The sequence below is a fragment of the Kitasatospora sp. NPDC048194 genome (assembly GCF_043202455.1).
In the GTDB taxonomy this organism is placed as follows: domain Bacteria; phylum Actinomycetota; class Actinomycetes; order Streptomycetales; family Streptomycetaceae; genus Kitasatospora.
The window spans coordinates 12115-26603 of record NZ_JBIDAK010000038.1; the positions used below are offsets into that span (position 1 = coordinate 12115).

General features: G+C 74.3%; 13 protein-coding genes. 9 read left to right on the top strand and 4 right to left on the bottom strand.

Translation table 11 applies throughout. From position 1 onward, the window contains the following. The first annotated feature begins 292 nt into the window (after positions 1-292). From ACGF07_RS30945 to ACGF07_RS30960, 4 genes are all read left to right on the top strand, one after another. A complete protein-coding gene (locus ACGF07_RS30945) occupies positions 293-832 on the top strand; it encodes a GNAT family N-acetyltransferase (RefSeq protein WP_392904105.1) in 540 nt (179 codons plus the stop codon). A 292-nt stretch (positions 833-1124) separates the two neighbouring features. After that, positions 1125-2387: a histidine kinase gene (locus tag ACGF07_RS30950; protein ID WP_350742002.1), complete on the top strand. Its 1263-nt coding sequence runs from the start codon at positions 1125-1127 to the stop codon at positions 2385-2387. Positions 2388-2401: 14 nt separating this feature from the next. Further along, positions 2402-3103, top strand: coding sequence for a response regulator (locus ACGF07_RS30955; RefSeq protein WP_392904205.1), 702 nt, complete (start codon positions 2402-2404; stop codon positions 3101-3103). 172 nt (positions 3104-3275) lie between these two features. Then, the gene (locus ACGF07_RS30960) at positions 3276-3923 is read left to right on the top strand and encodes a Pr6Pr family membrane protein (protein ID WP_392904108.1); all 648 of its coding nucleotides are present in this window, start codon (positions 3276-3278) and stop codon (positions 3921-3923) included. Positions 3924-4013: 90 nt separating this feature from the next. On the opposite strand, the gene ACGF07_RS30965 is transcribed toward ACGF07_RS30960, so the two are convergent. Together ACGF07_RS30965 and ACGF07_RS30970 are read right to left on the bottom strand one after the other, a co-directional pair. Continuing rightward, the gene (locus tag ACGF07_RS30965; protein WP_392904111.1) at positions 4014-4388 is read right to left on the bottom strand and encodes a toxin Doc; all 375 of its coding nucleotides are present in this window, start codon (positions 4386-4388) and stop codon (positions 4014-4016) included. A 64-nt stretch (positions 4389-4452) separates the two neighbouring features. After that, on the bottom strand, positions 4453-4665 hold the full coding sequence (locus ACGF07_RS30970) for a hypothetical protein (protein ID WP_350741996.1): 213 nt from the start codon (positions 4663-4665) through the stop codon (positions 4453-4455). 291 nt (positions 4666-4956) lie between these two features. Between ACGF07_RS30970 and ACGF07_RS30975 the strand changes: the two genes are divergently transcribed. Beyond that, entirely contained in the window at positions 4957-6465 is a 1509-nt protein-coding gene (locus ACGF07_RS30975; protein ID WP_392904113.1) for a S41 family peptidase, read from the top strand. Between the two features lie 69 nt (positions 6466-6534). Here the strand turns inward: ACGF07_RS30975 and ACGF07_RS30980 are convergent, their stop codons facing one another. Next, the gene (locus tag ACGF07_RS30980) at positions 6535-8142 is read right to left on the bottom strand and encodes an ABC-F family ATP-binding cassette domain-containing protein (RefSeq protein ID WP_392904115.1); all 1608 of its coding nucleotides are present in this window, start codon (positions 8140-8142) and stop codon (positions 6535-6537) included. Positions 8143-8740: 598 nt separating this feature from the next. On the opposite strand from ACGF07_RS30980, the gene ACGF07_RS30985 reads away from it, so the two are divergent. The 4 genes from ACGF07_RS30985 to ACGF07_RS31000 all read left to right on the top strand — a co-directional run bounded on the left by ACGF07_RS30985 (position 8741) and on the right by ACGF07_RS31000 (position 13448). Next, entirely contained in the window at positions 8741-9970 is a 1230-nt protein-coding gene (locus tag ACGF07_RS30985) for a hypothetical protein (RefSeq protein ID WP_350741989.1), read from the top strand. Between the two features lie 336 nt (positions 9971-10306). Further along, the gene (locus ACGF07_RS30990; protein WP_392904118.1) at positions 10307-11962 is read left to right on the top strand and encodes an ABC-F family ATP-binding cassette domain-containing protein; all 1656 of its coding nucleotides are present in this window, start codon (positions 10307-10309) and stop codon (positions 11960-11962) included. A gap of 104 nt (positions 11963-12066) precedes the next feature. Beyond that, the gene (locus tag ACGF07_RS30995) at positions 12067-12750 is read left to right on the top strand and encodes a nitroreductase family protein (protein WP_392904121.1); all 684 of its coding nucleotides are present in this window, start codon (positions 12067-12069) and stop codon (positions 12748-12750) included. A gap of 107 nt (positions 12751-12857) precedes the next feature. Next, a complete protein-coding gene (locus ACGF07_RS31000; protein ID WP_392904123.1) occupies positions 12858-13448 on the top strand; it encodes a GNAT family N-acetyltransferase in 591 nt (196 codons plus the stop codon). 21 nt (positions 13449-13469) lie between these two features. Here ACGF07_RS31000 and ACGF07_RS31005 read toward each other — a convergent pair whose 3' ends face one another. After that, positions 13470-14426 carry an aldo/keto reductase gene (locus ACGF07_RS31005; protein ID WP_392904125.1) on the bottom strand — a complete coding sequence of 319 codons (957 nt, stop codon included), beginning with the start codon at positions 14424-14426 and terminating at the stop codon, positions 13470-13472. Positions 14427-14489: the final 63 nt, after the last annotated feature.

The window sequence follows — 14489 nt, forward strand, 5'->3', positions numbered from 1 at the left end:
CCAACGGTCCCGGACCACGGGCACCGCCCGCTGGACTGCCTGTGTCACGCACTGGCCGCAGACCCCTTCAGGGTTTGACAGTAAAGCTGTAACACTCGGGATGATAGGGAAGCGACCGACCGGTAACAAGACCTCCTCCGCCGCCGCTTTCGCCGCCACTTCCGCCGCCCGCGGGCCCGGTGGATCGCGAGCGTCCGACGCCGGGAAAAAGGAGTGCGACCGGCTGCTGTCATTGTCTAACCTGCCAAGTACCTATTACATCGGCCGGTGTTCGCCACCCGGAGGACGTGCCATGCCCATCGCCGAGCGGACCGCAGCCGCCCGCACCGTCGTCGCCGTGTCCGAGCGGCTGATCCTGACGAGGCCGCAGCAGGGGGACGCGGCCGCGATGTTCGCCGTCCACGGGGATCCGGAGACGAACCGGTACAACCCGCACGGGCCGCAGCGGGACATCGGGCAGGCGCAGGAGCAGCTGAACGGGTTCACGGCCGACTGGGTCCGGGACGGGGTCGGGTACTGCGCCGTGTCGACGCGGGAGGACCCGGAGGTGATCATCGGGTTCGCCGGGCTGCACCTGTTCGAGCTGGACGGGGAGTGGGCGTTGAACCTCTACTACCGGTTCCGGCCGTCCGCCTGGGGCAAGGGGTACGCGGCGGAGGCGGCACGGGCGGCGATCGCGGAGGCGCTGCCGCGGATCCCCGAAGTCCCGGTGGTCGCGCTCATCCGGCCGGACAACCTGCCCTCGCGGCGGCTCGCGGAACGGCTCGGACTGGTGCCGGACCCCGACGGACGGGTCGACCAGGAGGAACGGCTGATCCACCGGATGGCCTGAGCCGGGGCCCGGACCCCCGCCGGGGCGAGCGGGATCCCCGCCGCGGAAGCGGGATCCCCGCCGCAGAAGCGGGATCCCCGGCAGGGACGGCGGGATCCCCCGCAGGGGGGAACGGGATCCGACGCCGGGCGGAGGCGGCGGCCCGGGAGCCGGGGCGAAGCTGGGCGCATGAGCAACGACGAGGACGCGGTGGGCCCGCAGCGGACCGGAACGCGGCGGGCGCCGCGCCCGGACCCGACCGGGCGGCGCGACGGTTCCGACGCAGCACACCCCCTGACGTAGAGTCACTCGGGTGGACACGGGGGGCGGCCGGCGGCGGCCGGTGATGGAGGCGCTGTTCGGGCGACGGGCCCGGCTGCGCTGGGTGCACCTGGTGCTGGGCGGCGCGCTGCTGATGCCGTACTGGCTCCTGTCGGTGGTGCTGCTCGGGGCGCTCGACCCCGGCCAGGGCCACGCGGAACAAGTACTGCTGCAACTGCTCGCGCTGTTGGTCTCGCTGCCGATGGCCGCCGTCACCGCGCTGGTGCCGACCGTCCGGGCGCTGGAAGGCGCGGCCGCGCGGGCGCTGTGCATGGTGGCGCGGCCGGAGGAGCTGGCCGCCGGACCGGGCCGGTCCTGGGGGGCGCGGTGGCGCGCCGCGACCTGGTTCGTGCTGCACCTGTTCTGCGGCGGCGTGGTCGCCGGGATGACGCTCGCCGGGGTGCCGTTCTCGGTGGTGCTGATGACGAGCCTGCGCAGGTCCGACGACCTCACCCGGCACTGGGCGGACCGCTTCCCCGGCTGGGTGCTCGCCGGCCCCGCGCTGGGCCTGGCCGTGCTGCTGCTGATCGTCGGCACCAACGCCGCCTGCGGCGCGCTGCTCGCCCGCTGGGCGCCCGTCCTGCTCGGGCCGACCCCCGAGGAGCGGCTCGCTGCCGCCGAGCGGCGGGCCGCCGTGCTGGCCCAGCGCAACCGGCTGGCCCGCGAACTGCACGACTCGGTCGGACACGCGCTCAGCGCGGTCGGGATCCAGGCCTCGGCGGCCGCCCGGGTGCTGCGCACCGACCCGGACTTCGCCGCCGAGGCCCTGCGGGCGATCGAGGAGGCCGCACGCGGGGCCGTCGCCGAACTGGACACCGTGCTCGGGCTGCTGCGCGAGGAGGAGGCCGCCGCCGAACCGGCCCGGCCGACACTCGCCGAACTGGACGACCTGCTGCGCCAACTCGCCCGCACCGGCGTCACGGTGGACGCCGAGCTGGACCCGGGCCTGGCCGCGCTGCCCGCCGAGGTCTCGCGCGAGGCGTACCGGATCGTGCAGGAGGGCCTGACCAATGTGCTGCGGCACGCCGGGCCCGCCCCGGCCGGACTGCGGGTCGCCCTCGGCACCGCCCGGCTGGAGATCGAACTGACCAACCCGCTCGGCGCCGCCCGCCCCAGCCGCCCCGGCGGCGGACGCGGGCTGCGCGGAATCGGGGAACGCGCCGCGGCCCTGCGCGGCGGGAGCGCGGCAGGGCCGAGCGAGGACGGAACGACGTGGCGGCTGGCCGTCTGGCTGCCGGTGGGAGGGACATCGTGAACGAGGGCACCGGAGTGAACGAGAGCACCGGGGTGAACGAGGGCACCGGGCACGGCGACATCCGCGTGGTGATCGCCGACGACGAGCGGCTGGTCCGGATGGGCCTGCGGGCGGTGATCGACGCCGAGCCGGACCTCACCGTGGTCGGCGAGGCCTCCGACGGCGCCGAGGTCATCCCGCTGGTGCGCGAGCTGCGCCCGGACGTGGTCCTGATGGACGTGCGGATGCCCGGCATCAACGGGATCCGGGCCACCGAGCAGTTGGTCGGCGGGATGGCCGAGCCGCCGAGGATCCTGGTGGTCACCACCTTCGAGCACGACGACCACGTGTACGACGCGCTGCGCGCGGGCGCGGCCGGGTTCCTGCTGAAGCGGGCGCGGGCGGAGGAGATGGTCCAGGCCGTACGGCTGGTCGCGCGCGGGGACTCGCTGCTCTTCCCGGCGGCCGTGCGCCGACTCGCCCTGCGGCACGGCGCGGACGACCGCCGGGAGACCCCCGCGGACCAGGGGCCGATCGGCCGGCTGACCGAGCGGGAGGGGCAGGTGCTGCGGCTGATGGCCACCGGGCTGAACAACGGCGAGATCGCCCGGCAGCTCGTGGTGAGCCAGGAGACGGTGAAGACGCACGTGGGCAGCGTGCTGGCGAAGCTGGGGGCCCGGGACCGCACCCAGGCGGTGATCGCGGCGTACGAGTCGGGCTTCGTGCTGCCCGGCTGAGGCCGCCGGATCGAACGCAGGTTCCCTCCGGCCGGTACCGGCGAGTAGAGTGCGGTCCTCCCCCGCCGTCCCCTTCACTCCCCCGCTGTTCCCCTTCGCCCCGTGCCGTCCCCCGGCGCCCGCCCGGCGTCCGATTCCTCCCGTACCGCCCGAGAACGAACTGGTGGCCCCCATGACAGTCCGGACCCGCCCCGCGCTGTGGTGGCGCATGGGCATCGTGCTCTCGGCGGCCCTCGGCCTGTCCCTCGGGACGTCGTCGCTGGTGTACTTCACCGTGCAGAGCAACGTCATCGTGCTCGGCTACTTCATCGGCGCGGTGTACTGGATGATCAAGCGGGACACCGTGGACGCGCCCGCGCCCCGGCTGCGCGGCGCCGCGACGCTGTACATCCTGATCACCGGGCTGGTCTCGCACATCCTGCTCCAGCACGGCGCCAGCCCGCTGCCCGGCCTGGTCGGCGGCCCGGACCGGCTGGCGCACTGGTCGTCCTTCTTCCTGCACTACGTGACGCCGGTGGCGGTGCTCGCCGACTGGCTGCTGCTCAAGCCGCGCAACGCGGCGGCCTGGCGGGACATCCCGCTCTGGCTGGCCTTCCCGCTCGGCTACGCGGCGATCGTGCTCGCCCGCAACGCGCTGTTCGCCGACTTCCCGACGCCGTACCCGTACTTCTTCTTCGACCCGACCACCGAGGGCTACGGGTACGTCTGGGGCCAGATCGCCCAGCTGACCGTCGAGTTCGTCGTGCTCGCCGCGCTCGTCGTCGGGCTCGACCGGCTGGGCACCCTGGTCGCGGCCAAACTCCGGCCCACGCGCGCCTGACACGGCTGGACGACGCGGGCGCGCACGACGCCGGCGCCTGACCGGCGGGCACGGGGTGGGCGGCGGTCGGCCCTTATTCCGGGCGGGTCCTCAGATCCGCCAGGCGCGGACCCGGTCGGCCGCCTCGTACACGTCCGCCCGGCCCTCGGCGATGTCCCGGGCCAGCTCGACCAGCGCTCCGTACGGAGCGTCGATGCCCTCTCCGGCCGCGTGCATGTACGCGGCCGTCGTCATGCAGGCGAACAGGTTGTTGCGCACCGGGAGCGGACGCAGCAGCACGATGGTGTGCATCAGGGTGGCCGCGCACCAGGCGGGATCGGCGTCGTGGCCGAGTTGGGCGGTGTTCACCCGGTGACGGGCCACCGCGGCCTGCAGGGCGGAGTAGTCCCGCACGCTGAGGTCCTCCGGAGAGGCCGACTCCTGCACGTCGAGCAACCAGCGCAGGTCGACGTGCAGCAGCGTCACGCCCTCGCCCCTCACGGCGGCCCGATCTCCACCACGCCCCGGCCTCCCGCGCCCGCCCCGGCCCTCACGCGGCGGGCGCGTCCTCCGGGAACGCGGCGTCGAACTCCGCCCGGTGCGCCTTCCAGAACGCCACCGCGTGGTTCACGAAGACCCGGCGCTGCTGCTCCCGCACGCTCAGGTCGTGGACGTACGCCTTCACCGTCTTGCCGTCCGCGGCGGCGGCCTCGCGGATCGCGGCGAGCTCGTGCTCCGTGTACTCGATGTTGAGCGCAGGCATGTAGCCGATGGTACTGCAGCGCACCGGAGTTGGAGGAGCCACCGACGCGTTTCCCCCCGTCGTCCGATGGCCCCCGCCGGCCGGCGGCCCCCGCCGGCGGTCGTTCCCGGGGCCGCCCGCCCGTCCGGCGGCGGGCCGGAGAGGACACAGGGGGGAGGGGAAGCGGGCGCGGCTGAGGACGCGGGTACGGCGCGTCGGACGGCACCCGACCGGCGCAGCCGGGCGTAGCGTCGAGGGCGCGGTGGCGGAGGGGTTCCGCGGGGGAGACCGGGGATTCGGCGGAGGCCGGGAATGACGTACGAGCCCAGGAGGACGACGCGCCCAGGGGCCGGCAGGTCGGCGGCCGCGGCGCTGGCCCTGGCGGCGACGGTCGCGGTGGCCACCACGGTCGGCGCGGCGACGGCGGTCGCCACGGTCGGACCGGTGACCGCGGCCACCACGACCGCGGCCACGGCGCCGGAAGGGGTGTGGCGGACGGACGGCTACGGCACGGTGATGACCGTCGCCGGGGGCCGGCTGACCACCTACGACATCACCGCCCACAGCTGCGTGCCCGGATGGTTCACCGCGACGCAGGCCGGCCCGCCCGAGCCGGACGGCACCACCCGCTACGTCCAGGGCACCGACGCACTGACGCTCACGCCGCGCGGCCCGAACCGCGCGCTCGAGCGGGAGGAGGGCGACGTCGGCACCAAGACGCTCGTGCGGCTCGACGCCCTGCCGCCGTTGTGCACCCGCCCGGCGCCGAACGACCCGCTCGCCGCCTTCGACCGGTTCTGGGAGACGTTCGAGGAGAACTACCCCTTCTTCGCGGCCAAGGGCATCGACTGGCACGCCGTCCGGGACGAGCAGCGGCGCAGGATCACCCCGGCGACGACGGTGGAACAGCTTCAGGACGTCTTCACCGACATGCTCCGGCCGCTGGGCGACGCGCACACCGGGCTGCTCCGGTCGGTCGACGGGCAGCTGCGGCCGGTGTTCGGCGGCCGGCGGCCCGGCACGACGCAGCGCACCAAGGAGCTGACCGAGCGGGCCCGTCAGGCATCCGCCGCCCAACTCACCGGCCCGGAGCAGCTCTTCGCCGACGGGAAGCTCGGCGTGGGCCGACTCCCGGACGGCCTCGGCTACCTGCGGGTGAGCAGCTTCGACGCCTACACCGACGGCGACTACCGCAGCCAGGCCGCCGAACTGGACCGGGCGTTGGACGCCCTGTCGGCCGGGCCCGGCCGCCTCCGCGGCCTGGTCGTCGACGTACGGCTGAACGGCGGCGGTTCCGACGCGCTCGGGCTGCACATCGCCGCCCGGCTCACCGACCGCCCGTACCTCGCCTACCGGAAGACGGCGCGCGACGACCCGGCCGACCCGACGAAGTTCACCCGCCCCGAGCCGATCCCGGTACGGCCCTCGGCCTCCCCGCCCTTCACCGGACCGGTCGCGGTGCTCACCTCCTCGATCTCGGCCAGCGCGGCGGAGACCTTCACCCAGGCCCTGATGGGGCGCTGCCCGCTCGTGACCAGGATCGGCGAGGACACCCAGGGCGTCTTCTCCGACGTGCTGCTCAAGCCCGTCTCACCAGATCTGCTGGTCGTCCTGCCGAACGAGAAGTACCTCACCCGCAACGGCGGCACCTTCGACGGTGCGGGCATCCCGCCGGACGTCCGCACTGCCGTGTTCACCCCCGACGAGCTGGCCGGGCTCAGGGACTCGGCCCTGAGCACGGCCCGCCGGGTGCTCGCCGAGGACGCGCGGAGCGGCCGGGGCAGCCAGGGCTGCCCGGGCAGCGGGGAGCGGCCCCGGTGAGGACGCGGCGGCCGGTACCGCCGCTCCCGCCCCGGCGCCCGCTCCCGGGCCTCGCGACCCGCTCCCCCGTCACATCGGGTCCACCGCCCTCAGCTCGCCGTCCAGCTCCAGCCACCTCGTCAGCCCGAGGCCGCGCAGGAACGGCAGGTCGTGGCTGACCACGATCAGCGCGCCCTGGTAGGCGGCCAGCGCCTGGGTGAGCTGGCGGACGCTGGCGAGGTCCAGGTTGTTGGTCGGCTCGTCCAGCAGCAGCAGCTGCGGTGGCGGGTCGGCCAGCAGCAGGGCGGCCAGTGTCGCCCGGAACCGCTCGCCGCCGGACAGGGTGCCGGCCGGCTGGTCGGCCCGGGCGCCGCGGAACAGGAAGCGGGCCAGCCGGGCACGGACCGCGTTGTCCCCGGCCGCGGGGGCGAACAGCTTGACGTTCTCCGCGACGGTCAGCTCGTCGTCCAGCAGGTCGAGCCGCTGCGGCAGGTGGCGCAACGACACCGGCGCGGTGATCTGGCCCTCCACCGGGAAGAGTTCACCCGCGATGGTGCGCAGCAGGGTGCTCTTGCCGGAGCCGTTGCGGCCGACGAGGGCGATCCGCTCGGGGCCGCGCAGGTCGAGGTCGGCGGTGGCACCGCAGGACAGCCGGACCTTCTGCAGGGTGAGCACGGTGCGCCCGGCCGGCACGGCGGTGCGCGGCAGGTCGATCCGGATCTCCGCGTCGTCGCGCACGGCCTCCTCGGCGACGGCGAGCCGCTGCCTGGCCTCCTCCAGCCGCTCGGTGTGCATGCCGGCCACCCGGCCCGCCGTCTCCTGGCCCTTGCGCTTGAGCATTCCGGCGAAGATGTGCGGGTCGTTGCGGGTGACCGAGCGCTTCTTGCCGTAGGCGGCGCTGCGCTCCAGCTTGGAGCGGGCCTCGACCAGGTCCCGTTTCTGGCGCTGGACGTCGGCCTCGGCGTTGCGCAGCAGCCGCTCGGCCGTCTCCTGCTGGGCGGCGAGGGTGCGCTCGTACTCGGTGAAGTTGCCGCCGAACCACGTCACCTCGCCGTCCCGCAGGTCGGCGATCTGGTCGACGTGCTCGAGCAGTTCGCGGTCATGGCTGACGATCACCATGACGCCGGACCAGCCGGCCACCGCGTCGTAGAGCCGCTCGCGGGCGGCCCGGTCGAGGTTGTTGGTCGGCTCGTCGAGCAGCAGGACGTCCGGCCGGCGCAGCAGCAGGGCGGCGAGCCGCAGCAGCACCGCCTCACCGCCGGAGAGTTCTCCGGTGGTGCGGTCGAGGCCGAGCCGGTGCAGGCCGAGCCGGTCGAGGGTGGCGCGGGCGCGCTCCTCGACGTCCCAGTCGTCGCCGACGGCGTCGAAGTGCCGCTGGTCGGTGTCGCCGGACTCGATGGCGTGCAGGGCCTCCCGGGTGGCCCGGATGCCCAGCGCGTCGTCGACCCGCAGACCGGTGTCGAGCGTCAGGCCCTGGGGCAGGTAGCCGAGTTCGCCCGCGATCCGGACGGTGCCACCGCTCGGGGTGAGCTCGCCGGCGATCAGCCGCAGCAGGGTGGACTTGCCGGCGCCGTTGAGCCCGATCAGTCCGGTGCGGCCGGGGCCGACGGCGAGGTCGAAGCCGTCGAGGACGGGTTTGCCGTCGGGCCACTCGAAGCTGAGGTCGGTGCACAGGACGGCAGTGGTGGGTTGTGCCATGTAGGGCCTCCCGGATGGTTGCTGAAAGGGGTGATGAGCAACACGGGAGGACACCGCGGGTGCGGAACCGGTACGGCATGGAAGGGGAGGCGCAGCAAGCAGCAAGGCGCCACGGGGCCGTGACTGAGGTCGCACACTCTCACACCGCGCGGCGATGAATCCGACCTGCGCGGCGGGCGGTGTCCCGGGACCTCAGTAGAGCAACGGCCTTCTCCTTGTCTGGCTGACGACGAGCTCCACGCTAGGAAATCCGGAGGGGGCCCGCAACCGAATTTCCGGCACCCCGCCCGGCGCCGCTCGCGCCGGCGGCCGGTCGACCGCCCGCTCCGGTCCCGGCTCACCCGGCTCCGGTCCCGGCTCACCCGGCTCCGGTCCCGGCTCACCCGGCTCCGGTCCCGGCTCACCCGGCTCCGGTCCCGCGACGGAGGCCAGGTGCCGATCCGGTGCCGATCCCGTGACAGCTCCGTACCAGCCGGGGGCGGATGTAAGGACTTCCTTATCCGCATGGCAGACTCCTCACCTGCCATGCCTGCGACCTCCGGGGGCGCACCCCTGGGAGCGGGCCGCATGGCGGTAGTCAACTGGGGGATTTGAACTCATGTCATCGATATCCCGGCCGAGCCGTGCCGTCCTGGGCGCCTCCGTCGCCGCGCTGACCATGGTGGTCGCCACCGGCTGCGGGCCGGACAACGCCGATCCGGTCGGCGCCGGAACCACGGCTCCCACCGTCGCGGCGAGCGCCTCCGGCAAGCCGGGCGCGGCCCCGATCAAGCTTCCGACGCTCGAAGAGCTGAAGACCTGGAAGCTCGAGGACTGGGACAAGTGGGCCCAGGCCAACGTCGTCACCCCGGCGACCAAGGGCTACTGGACGCTGCAGAAGCTGCTGAACGCCAAGCCGAAGCCGCTGCCGCAGGCCCCGGGCCAGGGCCAGACGCAGGCTCCGACCCAGGCACCGGCCCAGCCCACCGCGGCACCGACCGGTGCGGCCCCGGCCCAGCCCACCGCCGCCCAGCCGCCGACCGCGCCGGACCAGCCGCCCGCCGTGGTCCCGGCGAAGCCCGTGGCCCACCCGTTCCCGAAGAACATGCACGTCAACGGCAAGATCTTCTTCAAGGACGGCAACGAGGACTACGTCTGCTCCGGCACCGTCGTCTCCGACCCGGCCAACCCGGGCAAGAGCAACCTGGTGTGGACCGCGAGCCACTGCCTGCACGGCGGCAAGGGCAACAAGTACTACACGGACATCACCTTCGCCCCGGCCTTCAACAGCAACGGCGTGCTGAGCAACGGCAACAAGCAGAAGTCCAAGCTGGAGGACGCGGAGCCCTACGGCGAGTGGGGCGCGACCTCCGGCATGGTCTCGCCGCAGTGGACGGCCGAGGCCGATCCGGAGCGCGGCGGCCCGTGGAGCCAGTACGACTTCGGCATCATCAAGGTCGCCAACCCGGACCCGAAGGGCAAGTCGCTGGAGGAGACCGTCGGCGGCTCGGTGCCGCTGTGGTTCAACGCCCCGCGCGACCAGCTGGCCTCCGTCGCCAACTACGGCTTCCCGGAGGGCAAGCCGTTCGACGGTGTCGAGCTGGAGCACTGCGACGGCGGCAAGCCCGCCGCCAAGACCGGTGACCCGAGCCGCCCGGCGATGCTGGTGATCGGCTGCAACATGACCGGCGGCAGCAGCGGCGGCGGCTGGTACGCCACCAAGGACGGCAAGCCGGCCCTGGTCAGCGACACCTCGATCGGCAACGGCGCCAACACCTACGAGGCCGGCCCGTACCTGGAGGACGTCGCGGCGCACATGTTCGACTACTTCTCCAAGAAGGCCAAGTGACCGGTCGGTCCGCCGAGGCCGCCTGACCGGTACCGCCACGAAGGGCCCCGGCACCTCCACGGCGGCCGGGTGACCGGCACCTCCGCCGGGGCCGCCTGACCGGCGCGTCGGGAGGTCCGGTCGACCGGCCGAACCGGAGACCCGCCCGAACCGGAGACCCACCCGAGCGAGCACCCCCCGGGGGGGGGGGGGGGGGGGGGGGGCCGCCCCCCCGGGCCCCCCCCCCCCCCCGGCCCCCCCCCCCGCGCCCCCCCCCCGGGGGGCCCCGGCCCCCCCCGCCCCCCCCCCCCGGGCTTTTCCGCCGCCGCCCCCGCTCCTCCTACAATCGGCTCCATCATGAGCGCCACACTCGTAGTCAAGGACCTCAGCGCCGGCCACGGCGAACGCATCCTCTTCTCCGGCCTGGACCTGGTGGTCGCCCCGGGCGACGTGATCGGGCTGGTCGGCGTGAACGGCGCCGGCAAGTCCACCCTGCTGCGCCTGCTGGCGGGCCTGGACGCCCCCGAGGCCGGCTCGCTGCGGCTCAGCCCGGCGAGCGCCACGGTCGGCCACCTGCCGCAGGAGCCGGAGCGGCGGGAGGGCGAGTCGGTGCGCGACTTCCTGGCCCGGCGCACCGGGGTCGCGGCCGCCCAGGCGGCGCTGGACGAGGCCACCGAGGGCCTGGTCGAGGGCCGGGCGGGCGCCGACGACGCCTACGCGTCGAGCCTGGACCGCTGGCTGGACCTCGGCGGCGCCGACCTCGAGGAGCGGGCCGAGGAGGTCGCCGACTCGCTCGGCCTGAAGGTCTCCCTCGACCTGCCGATGACGGCGCTCTCCGGCGGTCAGGCCGCCCGCGCGGGCCTGGCCTCGCTGCTGCTCTCGCGCTACGACGTGTTCCTGCTGGACGAGCCCACCAACGACCTCGACCTGGACGGTCTCGAGCGGCTGGAGGCCTTCGTCAAGGGCCTGCGCGCCGGCACCGTGCTGATCAGCCACGACCGCGAGTTCCTGGCCCGCACCGTGACCAAGGTGCTGGAGCTGGACCTCCACCAGCAGCAGATCAACCTCTACGGCGGCGGTTACGAGGCGTACCTGGAGGAGCGGGCGGTGGCCCGCCGGCACGCCCGCGAGGAGTACGAGGAGTACGCCGACACCAGGGCCGGGCTGGAGGCCCGTGCCCGCATGCAGCGCGGCTGGATGGAGCACGGCGTGCGCAACGCCCGCCGCAAGTCCTCCGACAACGACAAGATCGGCCGCGCGATGCGGGCCGAGTCCACCGAGAAGCAGGCCTCCAAGGCCCGGCAGACCCAGCGGATGATCGAGCGGCTGGAGGTGGTCGAGGAGCCGCGCAAGGAGTGGGAGCTGCGGATGGAGATCGCCACCGCTCCGCGCTCCGGCTCGGTGGTCGCCACCCTGCGCGGGGCCGTGGCGCGGCGCGGCGACTTCACCTTCGGCCCGGTGGACCTGCAGATCGACTGGGCCGACCGGATCGCCATCACCGGCGCCAACGGCGCGGGCAAGTCCACGCTGCTGGCCGCCCTGCTCGGCCGGCTCGAACTCGACGGCGGCAGCGCCTCCCTGGGCTCCGGCGTGGTGGTCGGCGAGGTGGACCAGGCGCGCGGGCACATCTTCAGGACCGGGCAGGGCCTCGGCGGGGAGTCGCTGGCCGAGGCCTTCGCGGCCGCCGTACCGGAGTTCACCCCGGAGGAGGTGCGCACCCTGCTGGCCAAGTTCGGCCTCAAGGCGGCGCACGTGCTGCGCCCGGCCGGCACCCTCTCCCCCGGCGAGCGCACCCGGGCCGCGCTGGCGCTGCTGCAGGCGCGCGGGGTCAACCTGCTGGTGCTGGACGAGCCCACCAACCACCTGGACCTGCCGGCGATCGAGCAGTTGGAGGCCGCGCTCGGCTCGTACACCGGGACCCTGCTGCTGGTCACCCACGACCGGCGGATGCTGGACACCGTGGCGGTGAACCGGCGGATCGAGGTCCGGGACGGGCGGGTGCACGAGCTGTAGCCCGACCGCGGCGGGGGCTCCGCGGGCTCCCGCCGCATCCGGCGACTGGTCTCGACCTCTTCCCGGACGGGCCGTCATCTGCTGTGCTGGGCATGCTGGGCACCATGGTTGACAGCACAGGCCGGGACGCCACCGGGACGCCGTACCCGACCGTCCCGCTCACCCCGATGACGGTGCCGGCCCACGAGGCCGAGGCCCGCAGCAAGGCCTTCCACGACGTGATGGCGCAGCGGCGGACCGTGCGCCACTTCGCGACCCGCCCGATCCCGGACGGCGTGGTCGAGTGGGCGGTGCGCACCGCGGGCACCGCGCCCAGCGGTGCGCACGTCCAGCCCTGGCGGTTCGTGGTGGTCACCGACCCGGAGCGCAAGCGGCGGTTGCGCGAGGCCGCGGAGGCGGAGGAGCGCGAGTTCTACGGCCACCGGGCCTCGGCGGAGTGGCTGGCCGCGCTGGCACCGATCGGCACCGACTGGCACAAGCCGTTCCTGGAGGACGCGCCGGCCGTGATCGTGGTGTTCGAGGTGCACAAGGGGCCGCAGTCGCCGCGGCCCTACTACACCAAGGAGTCGGTGGGGATCGCGGTCGGACTGCTGCTGGCCACGCTGCACCAGGCCGGGCTGGCCACGCTGACCCACACGCCGAGCCCGATGAGGTTCCTGAACGAGGTGTGCGACCGCCCGGCCGAGGAGCGGGCCGCCTACGTCATCCCGGTCGGGTACCCGGCCGAGGGGGCGCGGGTGCCGGATCTGCGGCGCAAGGAGCTCGACGAGGTGATGGTCCGGCTCTGACCGCCGGCCGTGCGCCGGATGCACGGGTGCGCCGGATGCGCCCCCGGACGGCGGCGGGCGCGGGTGCCGGATGGTGACAGGTCCGGGCCAAGGACATAATCGCCGCCATGACGCGAGGACAGCCACAGCCCTGTGGCCCACTGGAGGTCTCCCCCGGGCGGCCGCCCGAGCTGCTCCGGCTGCCCGGCGGCCTCCGCCTGCACCGCCGGCGCAGCACCCACGCGGCGGCGCTGAACCGGGCCGTCCGCGCCGACCTGGACCATCTGCGGCCCTGGATGGAGTGGGCGGCCGAGGCCCCGACCCGGGCGCGGACGGCGGAGCTCACCCGGGCCGGCGCCGCCGCCTGGGAGGCCGGCACGGACTTCATGTACCTGGCCGGCCTGGACGCCGAACCCGGCCGGGTGATCGGCGCCTTCGGCCTGCACGGCCGGATCGGCCCAGGCGCCCTGGAGATCGGCTACTGGGTCGCCGCCCGGCACGTCGGCCGCGGCATCGCCACCGCCGCGGCCGGTGCGCTGACCGAGGCCGCGCTGGCGCTGCCCGGGATCGCGCGGGTGGAGATCCGCTGCGACCAGGCGAACCGCGCCAGCGCGGCCGTCCCCCGCAAGCTCGGCTACCGGCTGGAGCGGGTCGTCGAGGTCGCCGTGCGGGCCCCCGGCGAGACCGGCCGGCAGCTGGTCTGGGTCATGGAGCGCTGAGGGCGCGGCCCGCGGCGGCGGTCAGCTGTAGCGCCCGCCCTCCGCGGCCGGCAGCGCGTCCAGCTCGGCCAGATCCGCCGCCGAGAGCCGGACCTCGGCCGCGGCCACGTTCTCCACCAGGTAGCGCGGGGTCTTGGTGCCCGGGATCGGGAAGACGTACCGGCCCTGGGCCAGCACCCAGGCCAGCGCGACCTGCGCGGGCGTAGCGCCGACCCGCTCGGCGATCTCCCGGACCTTGGCGACGAGCGCCAGGTTCGTCTTCAGCGCGTCCTGCTGGAAGCGCGGCAGCCGGCGGCGGAAATCGTCCTCGGGCAGGTCGTCGAAGGAGGAGATGCTGCCGGTCAGGAAGCCGCGGCCGAGCGGCGAGAACGGCAGGAAGGCGATGCCCTGCTCCTCGGTGTACGGCAGCACGTCGGCCAGCACGTCCCGGGTCCACAGCGACAGCTCGGACTGCACCGACGCGACCGGGTGCACCGACTGGGCCCGCTTGATCTCCTCGACGGTCGCCTCGGACAGGCCGATCCGCAGCGCCTTGCCGGCCTGGACGGTCTCGGCCAGCGCTCCCCAGGTCTCCTCGATCGGGACGTCCGGGTCGACCCGGTGCAGCTGGTAGAGGTCGACGTGGTCGGTGCCCAGGCGGCGCAGGCTGTCGTCGATCGAGCGGCGGACGTGCTCGGGCCTGCCGTCCCGGGCGGTCGCGCCGGCGCCGCCGGGGACGATGCCCACCTTCGTCGCCAGGAAGGCGCGCTCGCGGTGCGGGCCGGCCAGCGCGGCGCCGACCACCTCCTCGTTGGTGAAGGGGCCGTACATGTCGGCGGTGTCGATCAGGGAGACGCCGAGGTCGAGGGCCTGGCGGATCACGCCGACCGACCTCTCGTCGTCGCGGTTCCCCACGTCGTAGGCGAAGGTCATCCCCATGCAGCCGAGGCCGATGACGCCGACCTCGGGGCCGTTGCTGCCGAACGGGGCGTTGCGCATGCCAGTGCTCCGATTCCTCTGTTGGACCAGCGTGGATTGGATCAACGCGTCCAGCTTTCACCT